At 65.2% G+C, this 17,675-nt stretch carries 17 protein-coding genes; 8 read left to right on the forward strand and 9 right to left on the reverse strand.

Annotated features, from left to right (window positions below; genetic code table 11):
• Positions 1-2: 2 nt before the first annotated feature.
• From AC5Y3P_RS19895 to AC5Y3P_RS19915, 5 genes are read right to left on the reverse strand one after another with little or no spacing between them, the layout of a single operon-like run.
• Positions 3-1,460, reverse strand: a complete 1,458-nt coding sequence (locus AC5Y3P_RS19895; RefSeq protein WP_500047654.1) for a class I adenylate-forming enzyme family protein — start codon at positions 1,458-1,460, stop codon at positions 3-5.
• Positions 1,457-2,209, reverse strand: coding sequence for an SDR family oxidoreductase (locus AC5Y3P_RS19900; protein WP_500047655.1), 753 nt, complete (start codon positions 2,207-2,209; stop codon positions 1,457-1,459). Before AC5Y3P_RS19900 ends, AC5Y3P_RS19895 begins: the two co-directional genes overlap by 4 nt.
• Complete coding sequence (locus tag AC5Y3P_RS19905) at positions 2,203-3,171, reverse strand: amidohydrolase family protein (RefSeq protein WP_500047656.1); 969 nt, start codon at positions 3,169-3,171, stop codon at positions 2,203-2,205. The genes AC5Y3P_RS19900 and AC5Y3P_RS19905 overlap by 7 nt, the downstream gene beginning before the upstream one ends.
• The gene (locus tag AC5Y3P_RS19910; RefSeq protein WP_500047657.1) at positions 3,063-4,640 is read right to left on the reverse strand and encodes an SDR family NAD(P)-dependent oxidoreductase; all 1,578 of its coding nucleotides are present in this window, start codon (positions 4,638-4,640) and stop codon (positions 3,063-3,065) included. The genes AC5Y3P_RS19905 and AC5Y3P_RS19910 overlap by 109 nt, the downstream gene beginning before the upstream one ends.
• The gene (locus AC5Y3P_RS19915; protein WP_500047658.1) at positions 4,637-6,424 is read right to left on the reverse strand and encodes a flavin-containing monooxygenase; all 1,788 of its coding nucleotides are present in this window, start codon (positions 6,422-6,424) and stop codon (positions 4,637-4,639) included. The genes AC5Y3P_RS19910 and AC5Y3P_RS19915 overlap by 4 nt, the downstream gene beginning before the upstream one ends.
• A gap of 121 nt (positions 6,425-6,545) precedes the next feature.
• On the opposite strand from AC5Y3P_RS19915, the gene AC5Y3P_RS19920 reads away from it, so the two are divergent.
• The gene (locus tag AC5Y3P_RS19920; RefSeq protein ID WP_500047659.1) at positions 6,546-7,379 is read left to right on the forward strand and encodes an alpha/beta fold hydrolase; all 834 of its coding nucleotides are present in this window, start codon (positions 6,546-6,548) and stop codon (positions 7,377-7,379) included.
• On the opposite strand, the gene AC5Y3P_RS19925 is transcribed toward AC5Y3P_RS19920, so the two are convergent.
• Complete coding sequence (locus tag AC5Y3P_RS19925; RefSeq protein ID WP_500047660.1) at positions 7,365-7,916, reverse strand: TetR/AcrR family transcriptional regulator; 552 nt, start codon at positions 7,914-7,916, stop codon at positions 7,365-7,367. The genes AC5Y3P_RS19920 and AC5Y3P_RS19925 overlap by 15 nt on opposite strands.
• Positions 7,917-8,059: 143 nt before the next feature.
• Between AC5Y3P_RS19925 and AC5Y3P_RS19930 the strand changes: the two genes are divergently transcribed.
• Genes AC5Y3P_RS19930 through AC5Y3P_RS19950 form a run of 5 tightly spaced genes read left to right on the forward strand, consistent with a single transcriptional unit; the run spans position 8,060 to position 13,351 of the window.
• Positions 8,060-8,992 (forward strand): metal-dependent hydrolase, encoded by a 933-nt coding sequence (locus tag AC5Y3P_RS19930; protein ID WP_500047661.1) that lies wholly within the window; start codon positions 8,060-8,062, stop codon positions 8,990-8,992.
• A 41-nt stretch (positions 8,993-9,033) separates the two neighbouring features.
• On the forward strand, positions 9,034-10,512 hold the full coding sequence (locus AC5Y3P_RS19935) for a flavin-containing monooxygenase (protein WP_500047662.1): 1,479 nt from the start codon (positions 9,034-9,036) through the stop codon (positions 10,510-10,512).
• 12 nt (positions 10,513-10,524) lie between these two features.
• Complete coding sequence (locus tag AC5Y3P_RS19940; RefSeq protein WP_500047663.1) at positions 10,525-10,974, forward strand: VOC family protein; 450 nt, start codon at positions 10,525-10,527, stop codon at positions 10,972-10,974.
• Positions 10,971-11,702 carry an SDR family NAD(P)-dependent oxidoreductase gene (locus AC5Y3P_RS19945; RefSeq protein WP_500047664.1) on the forward strand — a complete coding sequence of 244 codons (732 nt, stop codon included), beginning with the start codon at positions 10,971-10,973 and terminating at the stop codon, positions 11,700-11,702. The genes AC5Y3P_RS19940 and AC5Y3P_RS19945 overlap by 4 nt, the downstream gene beginning before the upstream one ends.
• Positions 11,699-13,351 carry an N-acyl-D-amino-acid deacylase family protein gene (locus AC5Y3P_RS19950; RefSeq protein WP_500047665.1) on the forward strand — a complete coding sequence of 551 codons (1,653 nt, stop codon included), beginning with the start codon at positions 11,699-11,701 and terminating at the stop codon, positions 13,349-13,351. Before AC5Y3P_RS19945 ends, AC5Y3P_RS19950 begins: the two co-directional genes overlap by 4 nt.
• A gap of 161 nt (positions 13,352-13,512) precedes the next feature.
• On the opposite strand, the gene AC5Y3P_RS19955 is transcribed toward AC5Y3P_RS19950, so the two are convergent.
• Positions 13,513-14,630, reverse strand: a protein-coding gene (locus AC5Y3P_RS19955) for an IS3 family transposase (RefSeq protein ID WP_500047666.1) whose coding sequence is annotated in 2 segments (ribosomal slippage) — positions 13,513-14,363 and positions 14,363-14,630 — 1,119 coding nt in all. Because the reading frame shifts where the segments join, the coding sequence is not laid out codon by codon here.
• A gap of 242 nt (positions 14,631-14,872) precedes the next feature.
• Between AC5Y3P_RS19955 and AC5Y3P_RS19960 the strand changes: the two genes are divergently transcribed.
• Positions 14,873-15,400 (forward strand): hypothetical protein, encoded by a 528-nt coding sequence (locus AC5Y3P_RS19960; protein WP_500047667.1) that lies wholly within the window; start codon positions 14,873-14,875, stop codon positions 15,398-15,400.
• A gap of 5 nt (positions 15,401-15,405) precedes the next feature.
• Positions 15,406-15,567: a hypothetical protein gene (locus AC5Y3P_RS19965; RefSeq protein WP_500047668.1), complete on the forward strand. Its 162-nt coding sequence runs from the start codon at positions 15,406-15,408 to the stop codon at positions 15,565-15,567.
• A gap of 7 nt (positions 15,568-15,574) precedes the next feature.
• On the opposite strand, the gene istB is transcribed toward AC5Y3P_RS19965, so the two are convergent.
• Both istB and AC5Y3P_RS19975 read right to left on the reverse strand, forming a co-directional pair.
• Entirely contained in the window at positions 15,575-16,432 is an 858-nt protein-coding gene (gene istB / locus AC5Y3P_RS19970) for an IS21-like element helper ATPase IstB (protein ID WP_500047669.1), read from the reverse strand.
• A partial coding sequence (locus AC5Y3P_RS19975; protein ID WP_500047670.1) for a Mu transposase domain-containing protein occupies positions 16,429-17,675 on the reverse strand: 1,247 nt, incomplete at its 5' end. The genes istB and AC5Y3P_RS19975, both read right to left, overlap by 4 nt.

Raw genomic sequence — 17,675 nt, forward strand, 5'->3', positions numbered from 1 at the left:
CGTCAGCCGCCACGCTCCTGCACCATGGCCGAACGGCTGACCTTTGTTGCTGCCGTGCGCGGGATTTCGTCCACGAGTTCCACCGACTTGGGTACCTTGTAGGCGGCCAAACGACCTCGGGCATATTCGATTACGCCGTCGGCCGTGGGTGGGTGGGCCTGGTCTGAGGCTTGCACCACAGCGTGTACCCGCCGGCCCCACCGGTCGTCGCTGAGACCGATGACCACGACATCGGCAATCCCGGGATGGTCGATGAGCGCCGACTCCACTTCCGCGGGAAACACGTTGACGCCGCCGGTGACGATCATGTCGGTGCGCCGATCGGCGATGTAGAGGTAACCGTCGGCGTCGAGCCGGCCGAGATCACCAGCGGAGGTGAACCCGTCTGCGGTGGTGGGCAGCGGCGGGGCACCTCCGATGTAGCGGTACTGCCCGGTCATGGGCGCCCGCAGGTAGATCTCGCCGATCTCCCCGGTGGGCACCGGTTCGCCTGCGTCATCGAGGATCCGGATCTCGGTGTCGCGGAATCCCCGTCCCACACTGCCCGGATGTTCGAGCCACTCGTCGCCGCGCAGCGCGGCGAGGCCGAGGTTCTCGGTCATGCCGTAGGACAGCACCACTTGTTCCGGGCTCAACAGGTCGAACCAGCGACGCAACAGGGTGGGCGGCATCACCGCGGCGCCCTGGAGTATCCACTCGACGCTGGAGAGATCCCGCTGGTCCATGTCGGGCTGATCGGCAAGCCGCGACAGCATGGTGGGCGTGGCGGTGAACGTGGTGATCCGGTGCCGTTCCACCGCGTCGAGAAAGACCTGCGCGTCGAACTTCTCCAGCACCACCAACCGGTCCCCGCCGAGCAGGAAACGCAGCGGGATGAAACCATTGGTGTGATACATCGGTGCCGGCACCAGAATGGTCTGCGGCTGCCTCACCGGCGCCCAATGCGCCATGAACGGCAGGCTCGACGCCGGGGTCCAGACGCCCGGCGAGGTGTTGAGAATGATCTTCGGCAGGCCGGTAGATCCCGAGCTACAAATGCCGTTGACAGCGGGGGAGACGACGACCGGTAGCGGTGCATCGGATTGCGACGCGGCCAGGCGTCCCAGTTCACCAGTGCTGGAATCATCGAGGATGAACGCGGGGGCAATGACTTCCAACAGGCGGCGTTGTTCCCAGTCCGGCAGATCCCAGCGCATCGGGATGGGGACCGCACCGATCTTCCACGCGGCAAGGGCCGTCACCACCAACTCGACCGAGTTCGGAACCGACAGCGCCACGTAGGACCCGAGCGTGACACCCATCGCCAACAACGCTCGCCCAAAGGAATTCGCTGCCAGCTCGAGCTGTTCCCACGACAGCGATGTTTCCGTACCTTCGCGGGCCACGAAGATCAGCGCGGTACCGGACGGGTCGGCGTCGGCGAGGCTGGTGAGTTGCTTGCCATAGGGGATTTCGGTCACGCGCGCTCGGTCTCTGGTCGCCGGGCCCGGCGCCGCGCCTCCAACGGCACCACCGGCGGGCGAGCAGTCGGCCCCCGGGTAATAGCGTTCAGTCGTATCTCCGGCAGATCCACCGAGGCCTGCACCGTGTCCAGCCACGCCACCGTCTGGGCGACATCCTCGGCGGTGACGGCGTACATCTCGAACGGAACATCCTGCAGCATCTCGGTTTCCACCGGTCCGGGCGTGACGATGTTGACGTTGATGCCGTCGCGGTCGACTTCGAGTGCGAGCGCGCGGGCGAAGGCGTTCATCCCTGCTTTGGACGCCGAGTAGGCTGTGCGTCCGGGCATGGGCTCGTGCGCCGATGACGACGACACGAACACGAACCGAGATCCCACTGTCATCAGCGGCAGGGCCGCCTGGGTCACGACGAAGCAGGAATCCAGATTGGCCGACAGCGTATTCCGCCACTGCTCGAAGGTCTGTTTGCGCGCGTAGGTTCCGTCCAGGGTGCCCGCCGCATGCACCAGCAGATCAACTCGGTCGAGCGTGGAGATGGCTGCGCCGAATGACGATGGCGATGAGGCATCGCCGACGACGTACCCGGCGCCAATCTCGTCGGCGGCGGCGCGCAACGCGGATTCGCGGCGTGCGGTGAGGACGACGTCGTACCCACGCGCAACCAACTCGCGCCCGCAGGCCTTGCCGATTCCGCCGCTGCCACCGGTGATGATAGCGACGCGGGTCCCGTCGGTTCGGTTCAGCATCGGTAGATCCGTTCAGCATTGGCGGCGAACAACTTGTCGCGATCCTCGGCTGATAGACCGGCCGTGACAGTCCAATACGTATTCCAGAGCTGGTCCAGCGTGCCGTGCAGGCCGTCCACGGGGAAGTTGCTGCCGAAGAAGCATCGATCCACCCCGAACGTCGCGATCGCGTACTCCAGGCCCGGCCTGAAAGCAGCGACGTGCATCGAACCCAATGGCATCGCCAGCCCGGACAGCTTGCACATCACCGTGGGACTCACCTCGGCCAATGCCCGCAGACCCTGCTGCCAGAGCTGCCGCTCGGTAACCGAATCGTCACGCGGCCAACCAGTGTGTTCGACGACCACCAGAAGATCATCGTAGTGCTGCAGCCCCTGCGCCGCGGTCAGGAGTTGGTCGGGGTGCGCCATGATCTCGTAGATGAGGCCGCGCTCGGCGAGCACCTTGAGAACCTCGTCGGCGGGTAGCGGACCTTCGTAGGCGCCCATGGGGCGCACCCCGCGGAATCGCGCCGCTTCCTGTTGACGGTCCAGCGCCGAAATGGCTTCGGACGGCGACTCAGTGAACGGAAGACCGCCGATGATGGCATCCACTTCGCCACGCCGATCCAGTTCCAGCGTTTCGTCGACCGAGAACCAGCTGGTGGCCGCCGCGACGTTGATGATCTTCTCGACGTTCCATTCCCCAGCCTCGGACTGATAGGTGGACCTGTCGAAGCGCCTGGCCATGCCGCTGACATCACCCATGTTGAGTTGGGCCTGATCGGCCGACAGGTAGGGGTACCAGTCGGTGCGGGCCGGATCCCACAGGTGCACATGGGTGTCGACGATTCTGCTCGGTGCTGTCGCCGCTGTCATCGCTGCACAATCTCCTGGAGAGGATCGTCGAACCATGCCGGGATCTGCCGTCCGCCGTAGGTGATACCGCCCGTCGGGCGAGGGTGGCTGCGGAGGCCGAACCATCCCGAACCTGCGACGAGCTCTGCTCCGGCAAGTTCGTCGGCGTGCGGACTGCAGACCAGATGTGTAATGAGTTCGACTGGAGGTGACTCCGTTTCGACGCTGACAGCGAAGTGGTGCACCAGGCCACCGGTGGCCTTGAGGCCGGCGCGGGACAGTTGCGTCGAGGCTTGTGCGCGAGTGCGCCCGCCGGATGTGGTGGCACCGTGTGCGATTACCAGGCGTACCTGGCGTTTGGCGTTCATCGCGAGGCGGGCAACAGCACGGGCCCACAAAGTGTCGCTGCCGATCTGTGACGCGATGTCGTCGTGCTCGTCGAGGATTCGCTGCCACTCTGGTGACGACCTCGACACTGCAGGGCGGTCCGTCAGCGCGACGACGACCGCATCCAGGTTCGGCATGCCGGTGAGAGCGCCAGGATTGTCGACCGCTGTCACGGCCACTCCCCGTGCCTGCAACGCAGCGGTGATGTCTGCCGCCACGCCGGCCGAATCTGCGAACACCGCACAGGTGCTGGCGACCGGTGGTGGCACATCAGCGGTCTGGACGTGCTCGAATCCCGTGCCGAATCGGGCGTTGCTGCCACCACTGCTGGTCTGGGTCTTCTCGGCGGGGGCGAGCGCCAGCGTGGTAACTGCATCGAGAACTGCTGGGGCAGACCAAGAATCGCTGTCATGGACGACCTCGAGAAGACGAGGTTCATCGACCACCGCTATCTCCGAGCCGGCGGCGAACAGCACCGAGCCTTGGCATGCGGTGAACGTTCCGCTGACCAGATGCGTGCCCAGCGGACCGATTTCCTCTGGTTCGGGCAGGGCGCTCAGTGACAACCCTCCGGTGACCGCTGTGGACTTTCGTGCAGCTTCCAGCGCACCAGCGACCATCCTGGTCGCGGCAATGGGGGAGATGGCGTTGATCGTCACGCCGTCGGGCGCGTGGCGTCCGAGCTGCCAGGTGAGTGCGGCCACAGCACGTTTGGCGCAGCCGTAGGCGCCGGTGTCGGCTGCTCGCCACCCTGATCCTGACGTGACGCCCAGAATGTGTCCCCGACCGGCGGCAGCCATCAGGGGCAACGCTGCGCACAGCACATTGCGGTAGCCGGCCAGGTGGACTTCCAGCACGGCAGTCCAGTCCGCGTCCTCACCGCCGGTGTAGCTGGTGGGCCGGCTGATACCTGCGACGTTCACCACGGCGTCGAGTCCGCCGAACTCCTCAGCCAACTCGGTCAACAGGGCGGTGACGGCTGGTGCATCGGTAACCGAGACCCCCGACGCCCGTGCACCACCACCGGCGGCGATGATCCGGTCAGCGGTCGTCTGCTCAGCACCGTGCAGGATCTGGGCACCGTCGAGCGATACCAACGGATCCATGGTCACCACATAGTCGCCGGCGCGGCCGAGTTCCACGGCGATCGCAGCGCCGATGCCGGCGCCGCCTCCGGTCACCACTACCACACGTTGTCGGCCACTCACAGCAGGTCCAGTCCGGCCAGATCACCTGCAGCCAGCCAGTTCTCCAACAGATCACGGTAAGCGAAGTAGTCACCGAAGCCGCGCCCGAAGTTGGTGTCACGAGCTTGGATGGCGCCGGGGTCGCCCTCGTTGTTCAGCCGCGACGGTGTGCACGCCGACATCACGGCGCTGGCATCGACGTAGGTCTCGACGATCTGGGCGACCCAGTCCGCCTCGGCCTGAGCACCGACGTCGAACCCCTGGGCGCCCTGCTTCTCGAGCAGCGCCACCGTGGCACCCACGAACTCGGCACCCAGCACGGCAAGTTGGGTGTAGTTGACGGTGACCACCGACTGCTGCCCGGGCGCCGGCATGACGAACATGTTCGGGAAGCCGTGGCTCATCAGGCCGAACAAGGTCCCCGATGCGCCTGCGGCCCATTTGGCGGCGAGTGTGGTGCCGCCGCGGCCGACGATCTCGTGCCCCGCCCGCCGGGGCAGGGGTGTCACCTCGGCCTCAAATCCGGTGCCGTAGATGATGCAGTCCACGTCATACGTGCGGCCGTCGACCACCAGCCCGCGCTCGGTGATGCGCTCGACACCGGACGGACAGTTCACGAGTGTGACGTTCGGCCGGTTGTAGGCATCGAAGTACTCGTCGTGAAAACACGGCCGCTTGCACAGGTAGCGGTAGTACGGCTTCAACTGTTCGGCGGTCTGCGGGTCGGCCACCAGCTGGTCGATCCGCTGCCGATGCTGTTCCATGATCTCGAAGTCGAGGCGCTCGGCATTGCGGATGAACTCGGCCATGTCCGCGCCCGCAATGCGAGGTGGGTTCTGCACGGCCGCATAGTGATTCGTCCAACCATCATCGGTCAGATCGACGTCGACGGGACGACCCAACATGATGGACTGGAAGTTGTCCATCCGCCGTTTCTGCCACCCGGGTTCCAGGCTGCGCCGGAACTCGGGGTCGGTAGGCCGGTTGCCGCGGACCCCGATGGCCGACGGCGTCCGCTGGAACACGTACACCTGCCGGGCCGCCTGAGCGAGCGGACCCAGCGCCTGCAACCCACTGGCCCCCGTACCGACCAGGGCCACGGTCTTGTCGCCGAGCTTCGTCATGGGTTGGCCCGAGCCGCCGCCGGTGTAGCCGTAGTCCCACCGCGCGGTGTGGAACGCCACGCCCCCGAAATCATCCATGCCGGGGATATCGGGCAGCTTGAGCAGGTTGAGGATGCCGGCCGCGACCACGTAGTAGCGCGCTCGGAGCACATCGCCGCGGTCGGTGTCGATCACCCAGCGCCGAGCGTCCTCATCCCAGGCCGCACATTGGATCCCGGTGTGGAACAGGGCATCCCAAGCGAGGTCGAAGTGGTCGGCGATGGACTGCAGATGTTGCCGGATCTCCTCGCCGTAGGCGTAGCGCCGCGTCGGGATGTAATCGAGTTCTTCCAGAAGAGGCAGGTACTGGTAGGACTCGATATCGCACATGACGCCCGGGTACCGATTCCAGTACCAGGTGCCACCGATCCCGCCGGCGCGGTCAACGATACGGATCCGGTCGATGCCGGCCTTGCGCAGCTGGACCGCCGCCAGCAGGCCCGCGATTCCGGCACCCAGGATGACGACATCGGGGTCGTCGGTGATCGGTTCGCGCTCGAGCGGCGCGGCGAACGGGTCCGCCAGGAAGCTGGCGACGCGCTCATCATGGAAGAAGTCGCGGAGGGCGGCACGGCTGGGCACCAGCCGCCGGTCGCGCTCCGCGCGGTATTTGGCATTCACAGCTTCGAGGTCGAACGACATCGAGCTCCCTTTCGATGACTTCACGCAAGTCACATCAGCCACCAACGATGTAACGCTAGGATCCGGGTTGCGAATAGATTTACATACGAGGGTCCATATGTAAACAACGGGAGAGACTGCAGTGCCGGAACTGACGTTCGGAGACATCGACGACGTAACCAAACCGCTGGCGATCCTCGTGCACGGATTTCCCGACACGCCACACACCTGGCGCCACCTCGGCCCCGAGCTCGCCGAGGCGGGCTACCGGGTGTCGGCGCCGTGGCTGCCCGGTTATCGCGACGCGGCGGCCGGCCCGGTCAGCGTCGGGACCTACGTGCGGCACATCCTCGCCGAGCGCACAGCGCGCGGGGGTGACGAACGGGCCGTACTCATCGGGCACGACTGGGGTGCGAACGCCGGGTACGGCGTGGTCGCCACCGATCCTGGCGCATTCCGGCGCTACGTGGCGTTGGCGGTGCCACCGACACCCGCGCTGGGCAGTGGCATCTTCTCCTATGCGCAGCTCAAGCGGTCCTTCTACATCTGGTTCATCCAGCAGGTTGGCTTGGCCGAATCCGTGCTGCTGGAACCGGGATTTTGGGAGTCACTGTGGTCGGACTGGTCGCCCGGTTACGACGCAGCCGTGGACATTGCCGTGTTGCGTCGGTATGTCGACGCCACAACCGTCACCGGCGTCGTGAACCCGTACCGGGCCTCTTTCAATCCGGAGTTCGCGGATCCGGCCACCATGGACGAGGCCGCCGCCTCGCTGGCGTCGCCGCCGATTCCGACGCTGTACCTGCATGGATCCAGAGACGGTGCGATCGGCGCCGATCTGCTCGGTGGTGCCGCCGAACACCTCCCGGCCAGCGGATCGACCTTCCGGATAGTCGACGGGGCGGGCCACTTCCTGCATCTCGAGCGCCCCGCGGAAATCGCCGCAACCATCCTGGACTGGCTAGCGGACGGCTGATCCGCGCTTACGGCGCGGCTCCAACCCCGCGGCGTGACGCAGCTCGGCAAGAAATGTCGCCCGGTCGCCACCCCCGACGAGGTAGTGACACACAGCGATACGCACCACCGCCGCCGCGGCGACATCGGCGTTCTCGCCAGACAGGACTCGGCGCATACCTTCCTCCATCATCGGCAGCACCCGCACCATCTGGGATATCGAGTATTCGGGTTCGAGTTCGACCAGCGTGGCCAGCGAATGGGAGAACTGATAATCGACGATGAACTGCAGCGTCGCATCCACGCGGTCCGCACCCCGCAAACCTGCTGTGGCCGAGGCCATTCCCGCTGCGAAATTGTCCTGCTCGTAGAGAGCGAACGCGTCCAGCAGCCCCTCTTTCGACCCGAAGTAGCGATACACGGTCGGCCGGGATACCCCGGCCGTCGCGGCGACGTCGAGAAGCTGGAGCTTGCGGCGACCGCACCGGGCGACCACCTCGAAGGTGGCGTCCAGGATTCGTCTGCGGATGGATTGCTCACTCTCAGCGGGCACGTACACCCCCTCCGGTGGTTTACATATAGACCATCAAATGTCACACTGTTGGAACGCACCTTACGCATCATCGCACCATTTGGTGCATCGACTGCGCAACGCAAGGTGGCTTCATGTTAAGACCTGACCGCACAATGAGGTGACATCCGATGACGGACCTGGTGGTGCGAAAGATCCGTTGGGACTTCGACGCGACAGTGCCGTTCCTCTGGCAACCGGCCAATCCCAACTTCGGAATGTTCTGCAATGCGTTCACCTTCATCGCAGTGCCGTTCGAGCGGTACCTGATCAAAGCGCTTCGCCAGGCGCAGGCCCAGTTCGACCGGTCGCCGGTCGTGGCCGCCGAGGCGGATGCGTTCCTCCGTCAGGAAGGCCAGCACGCGGCGGCACATCGCAAGCACATGACGGCCCTGATTGCCCGGTATCCAGGTCTCGAACGCGCCCATGACGAAGCCAACAGGGCGTTCGATGAACTGAGCGAGACGCATCCGGTGCAGTTTCACGCCGCGTACATCGCCAATCTGGAAGCGACGTTCACGCCGCTGTTCAAAGTGATCCTGGACAACCGCAACTCCCTGTTCTCCGGGTCGGATCCGCGGGTAGCGGCGCTGATGACATGGCACTTCGTCGAAGAGATCGAGCACCGTAGCTCGGGGTTGATCCTTTACAACCACCTGACGTCCGATCGGTGGTATCGGGTGCGGCACATCCGCCACACCTTCCGGCATATCGGCGAGGTCGCGGCTGCGATTGCCCGGACAATCGATGAGGTCGTCCCGGTCGAGGATCGCGTGGTGTCCGCCGAGGAGCTGATGTCGCCGGCGATGTTCGTCGATGAGTTCAAGTTCCGCGGACCGGGCGGACATCGCCGCCGGAGAAAGGCGGCCGGCGCACCGTCACTGTTCACCTCCGTGCCCTCCGGTGACCTGGTACGCATGGTGTGGCGATTGGCCTTGTCCCAGACGCCATACCACGACCCAGCCGATCAGCCGCTGCCAGCGTGGGCCCAGACCTGGATGTCGCAATATGACCGCGGCCACGACATGACGCTGCTGACCGTGGATGACCGCGCGTCCGGCTGATTCCAGCTCGACCGTCACTGCCATCAATGAAGGATCGATACGTGAGCCCGAAACCGGACAAGCCGACCGTCGCCGTCATCGGAGCGGGTCCTGGCGGCATCGCGATGGGTGCGCTGCTGGCTGCCGGCGGGTACCAGTTCACAATCTTCGACCGCAATGACGGTTTCGGTGGCACCTGGCGCAACAACACCTATCCGGGAGCGTCGTGCGATGTACCGTCGCATTTCTACTCGTTCTCGTTTGCGCCGAATCCCTGGTGGAGCAAGACTTTTGCGAACCAGCCGGAGATCCTCGAATATTTGGAACGCGTGGCTGACGAGCATGGCCTCCGAAGCCATCTGCTGCCGAACACCCGTGTGGTGTCGTTGCGCTGGTCTGACGCCGACGAATTCTGGTCGGTGCAAACCGAGTCCGGCGATGTGCACCGGTTCGATGTCGTCGTGAGTGCTGTCGGCATGCTCGACGTCCCCAACATTCCGGATATTCCCGGAGCAGAACTGTTCGCCGGACGCGTCTTTCACTCTTCGAGGTGGGACCATTCTCGTTCCACTGCAGGGGAGCGGGTAGCATCAATCGGCACCGGTGCCAGCGCGGTGCAGTACGTACCGGCGATCGCGCGAGAAACCGGCCATCTAACCGTCTTTCAGCGCACTCCTATCTGGGTGACACCACGGCCCGACGAGCCATTCACCCGCGAACAGCAGGAGTCGTTCGCACGACACCCGGAAGAAGCCCGAAAGCTCCGTGACGCCGCGTGCCAGCAGTACGAGATGGCCGACTTCGCCGAACATGCTGATCAGACGCGGAACTTCACCGAGATGTCACGGAAGTTTCTGCACCGTCAGATCAAAGACCCGGCGCTTCGATCCAAACTGACTCCTGACTATCCGGTGGGGTGCAAGCGGCCGCTATTGTCCGGGGAGTGGTGGCCGACCTTCACACTGCCCAATGTCACGTTGGAAACCTCGCCGATCGTTGAGTTCACCCGTCACGGATTGCGGACCGCAGACGGCGTCGAGCACCGAGTCGACACCGTCATCTACGGCACCGGCTTCCGGGCCGCGGATTATCTGAGCAGCCTGCAGGTATACGGGCGTGATGACGCGTGCCTGCGCGACGCGTGGCGCGACGGTGCGGAGGCCTACCTGGGCACCGCGGTCCCCGGCTATCCGAACCTGTTCACGCTGTACGGTCCGAACACCAATGGCGTCACCTCCATCATCCACATTCTGGAGATCCAGACGGCCTATGTGCGCCAACTACTGGACGCGATGTCGGATCGCGGGCTGCGCACTGTCGAGGTGCGCCAGGAAGTGCATGCGCGCTACAACTCCGAGATCCAGACAGCGATGGAGGGCACGGTCTGGCTAGCCAACTGCCACAACTACTACCGGCACCCGAACGGCAAGGTAGTCACCCAGTTCCCGTACAGCGGCAATGTTTTCGCCGATTATCTGCGCACCGCGAGGCTTGACGACTATCACCTGTCCGCTGCCGGCACGGCCCTGACTGCAATCTGAGGAGTAACACTCGTGCGTGCCCTACACCACACGGCGGTCGTCACCACCGATATCGAACTGTCACTGCGGTTCTGGTGCGATGGTCTCGGTCTGTCCCAGTTACTGGACCACACGTTCACCGGTGACTGGCCGACCCTGTTCGGCGCAGATACCGACACGTTGCGTTCGGTGTTCCTCGGGGATCCAGAACGGCCCGACGCGGGGATCGTCGAACTCGTGCAGTTCATCGGTGCGTCGGACCTCACCGGTGCCGAGCCGCATACCGGACCGCCCCGGCCGGGCCTCTTCCTGGTCTCGCTGGAACGCGATGTTGACCTGACTCTGCCTGCGTTGGAGTCACTGGGATTCAGCGAAGGGATCCGGCGCATCTCGATGCCGGCGCCCGGCGGCAAGAGCGTGGAAATGGCGGTCCTCACCGCGCCCGACGGCGTTCTCGTCGAGCTGATCGGAGCGGCACAATGAACGCCGTTGTGGTCGGCGGAGCATCGGGGATCGGCGCAGCGGTGGTTCGACGGTTGCGCGCCCAGGGCCGGCGCGTCGTGGTGTGGGATCTCGCCGATGCCGATTTCATCTGTGACATCAGCGATCCCGCCGCCGTCAGCGCGGCCATGGCCTGGACCGTCGAGAACATGGGATGCCCGGACCGGTTCATCACCTGCGCCGGCATCGGGGCGTCGGGACTGCTCCTGGAGCAGACACCCGAACACTGGAAAAGGGTCCTCGACGTCAACCTCACCGGGACGTGGTTGGTGATGCGTGCCGGTGCGGCCGCAATGATCGAGGCGGGGATCCACGGGTCGATCATCGCGGTGTCGAGCATCAGCGGGACCTTGGCCGATCGGGACATGGGCGCATACTGCGTGTCGAAGGCCGGCCTCGACATGCTCATCCGAGTGGCGGCCGCAGAATGGGGCGTTCATGGTCTTCGGGTCAATGCGGTGGGGCCCGGCGTGACCCGTACACCCATGCTCGCCAAACCCGAACAGTTGCCCGGCTGGGTAGAGGGGCTGACCGAACGAACTGCGTTGGGCAGGCTCGGTGAAGCCGACGACATCGCCGAGACCATCGTCGGTTTGCTCGAGATGTCCTGGGTGACCGGCCAAACCATCTTCGCCGACGGTGGGTTGGCGTTGCAGAGCCCCATTGATGCCTACGGGCAGATCCAACGGCTGAAAGCGAGGACATCATGAGCTACGACTTGGTCATCCGCGGTGGCACGGTGATCGATGGGACGGGGCAGCCCGGCCACAGCGGCGATGTCGCCATTACCGACGGGGTGATCGCCGACGTCGGCCGCGTGGACGGACGTGGACGCCGGGAGATCGACGCCGATGGCGCGCTGGTGGCGCCGGGATTCGTCGACATCCACACCCACTACGACGGCCAGGTCACTTGGGACAACCGTCTGCAGCCATCATCCACCCATGGCGTCACCACCGCGCTGATGGGCAACTGCGGCATGGGATTCGCGCCGGTGCGGCCGGCCGATCACGCGCAACTGATCGAGTTGATGGAGGGCGTCGAGGACCTGCCCGGGCCGGTGTTGCACGAAGGACTGCCCTGGACCTGGCAATCATTCGAGGAGTACCTCGACGCCGTCGACAGCCTGCCGCACGACATCGACATCGCCGCCCAGGTGACCCATGACCCCCTGCGACTGTTCGTCATGGGCCAGCGTGCTGCCGACCGGGAAGCTGCCACTTTTGAGGACATCGCCGAAATGGCCCGCCTGGCGAGCGCGGGAATCCGGGCGGGCGCCTTGGGTTTCAGCACCTCACGCACCGAGTGGCACAAGACCAGCCGTGGCGAGCAGACTCCGTCGGTACGCGCCGAGATCAACGAGCTTGTCGGTATCGCCAAGGCCATCGGCGAGACGGGTACCGGTGTCTTCCAAGTGGTCTCGGATCTCAAAGGATTCGATCACGAAGTCGAGGTGATGTACGAGATGATGCGGGTCTCGGGCCGGCCGTTGTCGCTGTCGGTGATGCAGCACGAAGCCGGCGACGGCTACCGTCGGACGTTACAAGCGATCGAACAGGCCAATGCCGAGGGGTTGCAGATGACGGCGGTGGTCGCACCACGCGCCATCGGAGTTCTGGTCGACTTCAAGGGCACTTACAACCCGTTCGTGTTGTCACGATTCTTCCGCAGCGGACCCGACCTGCACGATCCGGACGTCAAGCGGCCCGTCCTGGCCGAGGTCGCCGAACGTGGGGGACTACGAGCACCACTGGAAACCATCTTCGAGTTGGGTGACCCGCCGAACTACGAACCCTCGCCGGAAGATTCGGTGGCGGCGCGCGCGGCCCGGGAAGGCAAGGACCCGGCCGAGGTGCTCTACGACATCATGCTGAACGGTCCGGCGTACATGCCGGTGTTCAACTATCACAGCGGCAATCTCGATGTGGTGCACGAAATGCTTTCCCATCCCAACGCCCTGCCCGGGCTCAGCGACGGCGGAGCCCATGTGTCCACCATCTGTGACGCCAGCTTCTCCACCACGTTGTTGACGCACTGGGGCCGCGACCGTGGCCGTGACCAGTTTGACCTGACCTGGCTGATCCAACGCCAATGCCGCGATACCGCACGCATGGTCGGTCTCAATGACCGTGGTGTGCTGGCACCCGGATACAAGGCCGACGTCAACGTCATCGATTTCGACAAGCTGACCGCCCGGGCGCCACGGTTGGTCGCCGACCTGCCCGCCGGTGGGCAACGGGTGCTGCAGGCCGCCGACGGCTACCTGCACACCCTGGTCACCGGCGTAGAGGTGTATGCCGATGGAGAAGCCACCGGCGCACTCCCGGGCCGGTTGGTCAGGGGCGCGCAGAAGGTGTGAGTCAGCTGGCGGGCGGAGGCCTACCGGTGTTCGTGAATGCCTGAATGGCCTGATGCCGGATGAACTTGTAGTAAGTGGTGCCTGCGCTGTTGCGGCTTGCCGGTGCTTCGGCGCGCCGGTGGCCGGACCCCGTGAACTGGTCCATGGCGAACGAGAGTCGTTCATCGGTGGGTACAGGTGGCAGCGTAGCGGGCCGGGGGTTGGTAGCCCAGCGATGAGTGCCGGCGGTGGTGGTTGTAGTCGTGTTTCCAGTCGCCGATGACGACGCGGGCCTGGGTCAGGGACCAGAAGCTGTTGATGTTGAGGCATTCGTCGCGGAGGCGGGAGTTGAAGGATTCGACGTAGCCGTTGGGCCACGGCTCGCCGGGCGGGATGAAGTGCAGCCCAACCTGGCCTGAGGCCCAGTCGGTCATTGCGCCACAGGCCAGTTCGGGTCCGTTGTCGCAGCGCAGGACTGTCGGATAGGTGCCGCGCTGAGCGGCTAGGCGGTCCAGTTCGTCGACGAGGTGCTCACCGGTGATGCTGCGCTCGACCATGCCGCCGAGGCATTCACGGGTGTGTTCGTCGATGATCGAGACGATCTTGATGGGCCGTCCGTCGGTGGTGACGTCGAACTGGAAGTCGACCGCCCATACCCGGTCGGGGGCATCGGCGGTCACGGCGAGCGGAGCGGTGGAGGTGCCGTGACGTTTGCGCTTGCGCCGCTGTGGAACACGTAGGCCTTCCTCGCGCCAAAGGCGTTGGATCTTCTTGTGGTTCACGTGCCAGCCTTCGCCGCGGGCATCGTGGTAGGCGGGCCGGAAGCCGCGCCGCGGGTGTTTCTCGGCGTAGGCGCGTAGCCAGTCCCGCAGGGCAGCGTCAGGGTCGTCCGGGGTCGCCGCGGTCGGTTCGTGGCGTTGGGTAGCGCGGTGTTGCCCGGTGACGCGGCAGGCGAACCGTTCGCTGACCCCCAGCACGCGCTGAAGGTGATGAACGGCCGCCCGCCGGCGTTCCGGGCCTAGAAGTTTCCCTTCGCGATCTCCCGCAGCGCGTCCTTCTCCAACTCGGCATCGGCCAACAATCGCTTGAGGGTGGCGTTCTCGCGTTCGAGGTCCTTGAGCCTCTTGGCGTCCTCGGCTTTCAGACCGCCGAACTGGTTACGCCAGCGGTGGTAAGTGGCCTCGGACACCCCGAGCTCGCGACACACCGCCGCCGTGTCCTTCCCCTCGGCCAACAGCCGATCCGCAGCCATCAACTTCCGCACAATCTGCTCCGGACTGTGCCGCTTCCTCGTCGCCATGATCTTGTCGAGCCTTCCTGCCCACAACGTGGGCCGCAAGACTCTCATACACCCTGGATCAACCGATCGGGGTCAGGGCACCGGGTCCGCGTCGATCGTGAAGGCAGTATGCGCGCGCCGCCCGGCAACTGTCGGCGGGCGTCGATATAGTGCCCACCGAAGGCAGTCTTGATGGGGTTTGGTGTTGCTCGGCTCGTCCGTTTGGACGGAGTCATTCGTTTCCGACGGGGGGGACGCGATTGATGGACGACGTTCGTCGTGGGCAGCTGGAGAGGGTAAGACAGACCAGGCCGCACGACTACTTCTACAGTGCTCCCGACCACACCGACACTCTGCCCGACTACAGAAAGCGGGCCCGCGATGCAGGGGAGAGCATCGCGGTCAGCCAGCCGCTGACGCACAACGGACGGGCGTTCTGGAAACTCACCGACGCCGACAGTGGAGCGCTCGCCTGGCTTGCATTCACCCGCCCCGGTGTGCGGTCGGCGAGGCGCAAGGTGTGGACACTGATCCCGAACCTGCTGGAATTCGTGACGAACTGGTTCGTGAGCGTCGACCACGAGCTCATCGATCAGAGCCAGTGGATACATACCAACGTCGATATTTATGAGGCGCGCGAACTGGCACTACTGGTGCCGCAGCCGAACGCCGATGACATCAAACGGATCACCCGTCCCGAGTCTGTACTGAGCCTCGACGACATCGACCGTCACAAAGTGACGACCGTACTGGGTAAGGCAACTGCAGAAGCGATGAGGGCTCGGCGATGACTCACATGGACAAACAGGAATTTCAGGAGTGGGCGTACGACGACCTACTTACCAACACGACCCGCGGGGTGCTGGCCGAGTACATCGTGGCCACAGCGCTCGGCGTTCATGTGATCGCGCTCATCGAAAATCCCCAGGTGTGCTCGTTGAAATTCCTCACCCTGTGAGCACCGGTCAGTGTAGTGGTTGTCGGGTGCCGGTGGTGGCCCGGCGGAGGGCGTCGGCGGTGGCGTGGTGGTTGCGTAGTCGGTAGGACTCGCCGTCGAGGTTGATGACCACCGAGCGGTGCAGCAGGCGGTCGAGCATGGCGGCGGCCACGGTGGTATCGCCGAGGATCTCACCCCAGGCGCCCACGCCGCGGTTCGTGGTGATCACGATGCTGGTTTTCAAATACCGTTGGGAGACAACCTGAAACAAGGCCGATGCCGCTTCGGCGGGCAGCGGAAGATAGCCCAGTTCGTCGATCACCAGAAGGGTCGGCCCGGCGTAGAAGCGCATGGTGGTCGCCCAGCGGCCCTCGATCGCGGCGCGGTGACACCGCGCGGCCAGATCGGCTGCGGTGGTGAAGTAGGTGCGATACCCGGCATGGGCTGCTGCCCTTGCTAGTCCGACCGACAGGTGCGTCTTGCCTGTCCCGGGCGGGCCGATCAGCAAAATGTTGGTCGCCGATTCCAGGTAGCGGCAGGTGCCCAGTTCGTCGATCAGGGCACGGTCGATGCCGGCGGCGGCGTCGACGTCGAAATCGGCCAGGGTGGCCGGGGTCGGCAGGCTGGCGAACCGTAGCCTGCCGGCCAGCCGCCGAGCGGTGCTGGCATCGACTTCGACGGCCAGCAACCGCTCCAGGGCCACGGTCAGTGAGAGGCCCTCGGCGCTGGCCTGATCCAGCACGGCGGGCAGCGCTTCGGCGGCGGCGTGCAGTTTGAGTTCGGCCAGATGTGAGCGCAGCTGCTGATAGCGGCTGGCCGCCGCAGATGGCGATTCCGCGGTGATGGTGGTGGCGGTGGTTTTCGGGGTGCGTGCGGTGGGGGTCATTGCAGGGTCCTGTTCTGGGCGGCCCGCTCGTAGGCGGACAGGTCGATGACGGTGGAATCGGTTGATGGAGTTGAGGAGTGGCCAGTTTGGTTGGTGGCGTCTTTGAGTTGGAGTAGTTGTGCGGCAGCGGCCCCGGCGGCCGGACCGGGTGGGATGCGTTCCTTGCGGCGGTGTGGACGCCCGGTGCTGGCGGTAGCCATCGCGGCGGTGTCCAGGGCGATGACATGACCGCTGTCGCGGACCATCACCCCGAGCCCGTCAGCTGCCATGCGGTGTCGCGCGACCACGATCCCGGCCGCGGTGGCGATGTCGCAGGACTGGGCACCGACGGGATGGCTGATGACGACCTGGGCGCCGGCCAGCTCCGGAGGCACCGAGTACCGGTTGCCGCGGTAGGCCACCAACGCTTGGCGCGAAGCAGTGCGGGTCTCAGAAACGATCACCGGATACGGCGCCGCCGGCACCGCTGCCAACGGTTCATTCTTGGCCACCACCGCCACCGAGGACCGCCCATCGGCGGTGGCCCGCAGGCGGGTGTCACCGCGCATCCGCGCGAAACGGTCCACGTCCGACTGCGCCTGCTCGACGGACAGCTCGTCAGCCAGGGTGCGCCACCAGCGTTGCGCGGCAGTGTGATTGACCTTTTCCACCACGCCTTTGCGGTTGCCGCGTCGCGGCGGGCAGATCGCCACCGACACCCCGTAATACTTGGCCACCCCAGCGAACGACGCGGTCACCCGACCGCTGCCGGGATCGCAGACCGTCGCCATCCGGTCGAACCGCCAGATGCGGGTCAGTCCGCCCAGGCCGCGCACGACGCGGTCGATGGCGGCCACCAGATGAGGTTGGTCCATCGACGGTGACAACACGGCTCGCCACTTGCCGGAATGGGCCAGCGACCCGACCAACAGGAACGCTTTTTTGCCCCAACCCCACGAGGCGGGCGGATCGGGCAATTCCAGCCAGTCCCACTGGGTTTCCTCACCCGGCGGGTGCTCGATGATCGCGTTGGGCCGATCAACCGCGGTGCGACAAGCGGGGCAGTCCGGACGCAAACTGCGGGTGCGGATGTTGCGGGTCAGGCTCTGATACGACAGCGCGAAACCCAGACCTTCGAGTTCGTCGTAGAGGGTGCGGGCCCACAGATGCGGATCCTCGACCAGCCGCGCCGCCACGTAGTCAACGAACGGTTCGAACGGATCCGGGCCCGGTCGCGCCCGAACCCCGGGCTCAGCGTCGCCGT

It is taken from the genome of Mycobacterium sp. NGS45, assembly GCF_059812645.1.

Excerpts from the sequence above, each read along its gene's own strand:
- AC5Y3P_RS19965 (WP_500047668.1), top strand. The coding sequence starts at position 15,406 with ATGGACAAACAGGAATTTCAGGAGTGGGCGTACGACGACCTACTTACC.
- AC5Y3P_RS19905 (WP_500047656.1), bottom strand. The coding sequence starts at position 3,171 with ATGGTTCGGCCTCCGCAGCCACCCTCGCCCGACGGGCGGTATCACCTA.
- AC5Y3P_RS19900 (WP_500047655.1), bottom strand. The coding sequence starts at position 2,209 with ATGCTGAACCGAACCGACGGGACCCGCGTCGCTATCATCACCGGTGGC.
- AC5Y3P_RS19960 (WP_500047667.1), top strand. The coding sequence starts at position 14,873 with ATGGACGACGTTCGTCGTGGGCAGCTGGAGAGGGTAAGACAGACCAGG.
- AC5Y3P_RS19930 (WP_500047661.1), top strand. The coding sequence starts at position 8,060 with ATGACGGACCTGGTGGTGCGAAAGATCCGTTGGGACTTCGACGCGACA.
- AC5Y3P_RS19945 (WP_500047664.1), top strand. The coding sequence starts at position 10,971 with ATGAACGCCGTTGTGGTCGGCGGAGCATCGGGGATCGGCGCAGCGGTG.
- AC5Y3P_RS19950 (WP_500047665.1), top strand. The coding sequence starts at position 11,699 with ATGAGCTACGACTTGGTCATCCGCGGTGGCACGGTGATCGATGGGACG.
- AC5Y3P_RS19915 (WP_500047658.1), bottom strand. The coding sequence starts at position 6,424 with ATGTCGTTCGACCTCGAAGCTGTGAATGCCAAATACCGCGCGGAGCGC.
- istB (WP_500047669.1), bottom strand. The coding sequence starts at position 16,432 with ATGACCCCCACCGCACGCACCCCGAAAACCACCGCCACCACCATCACC.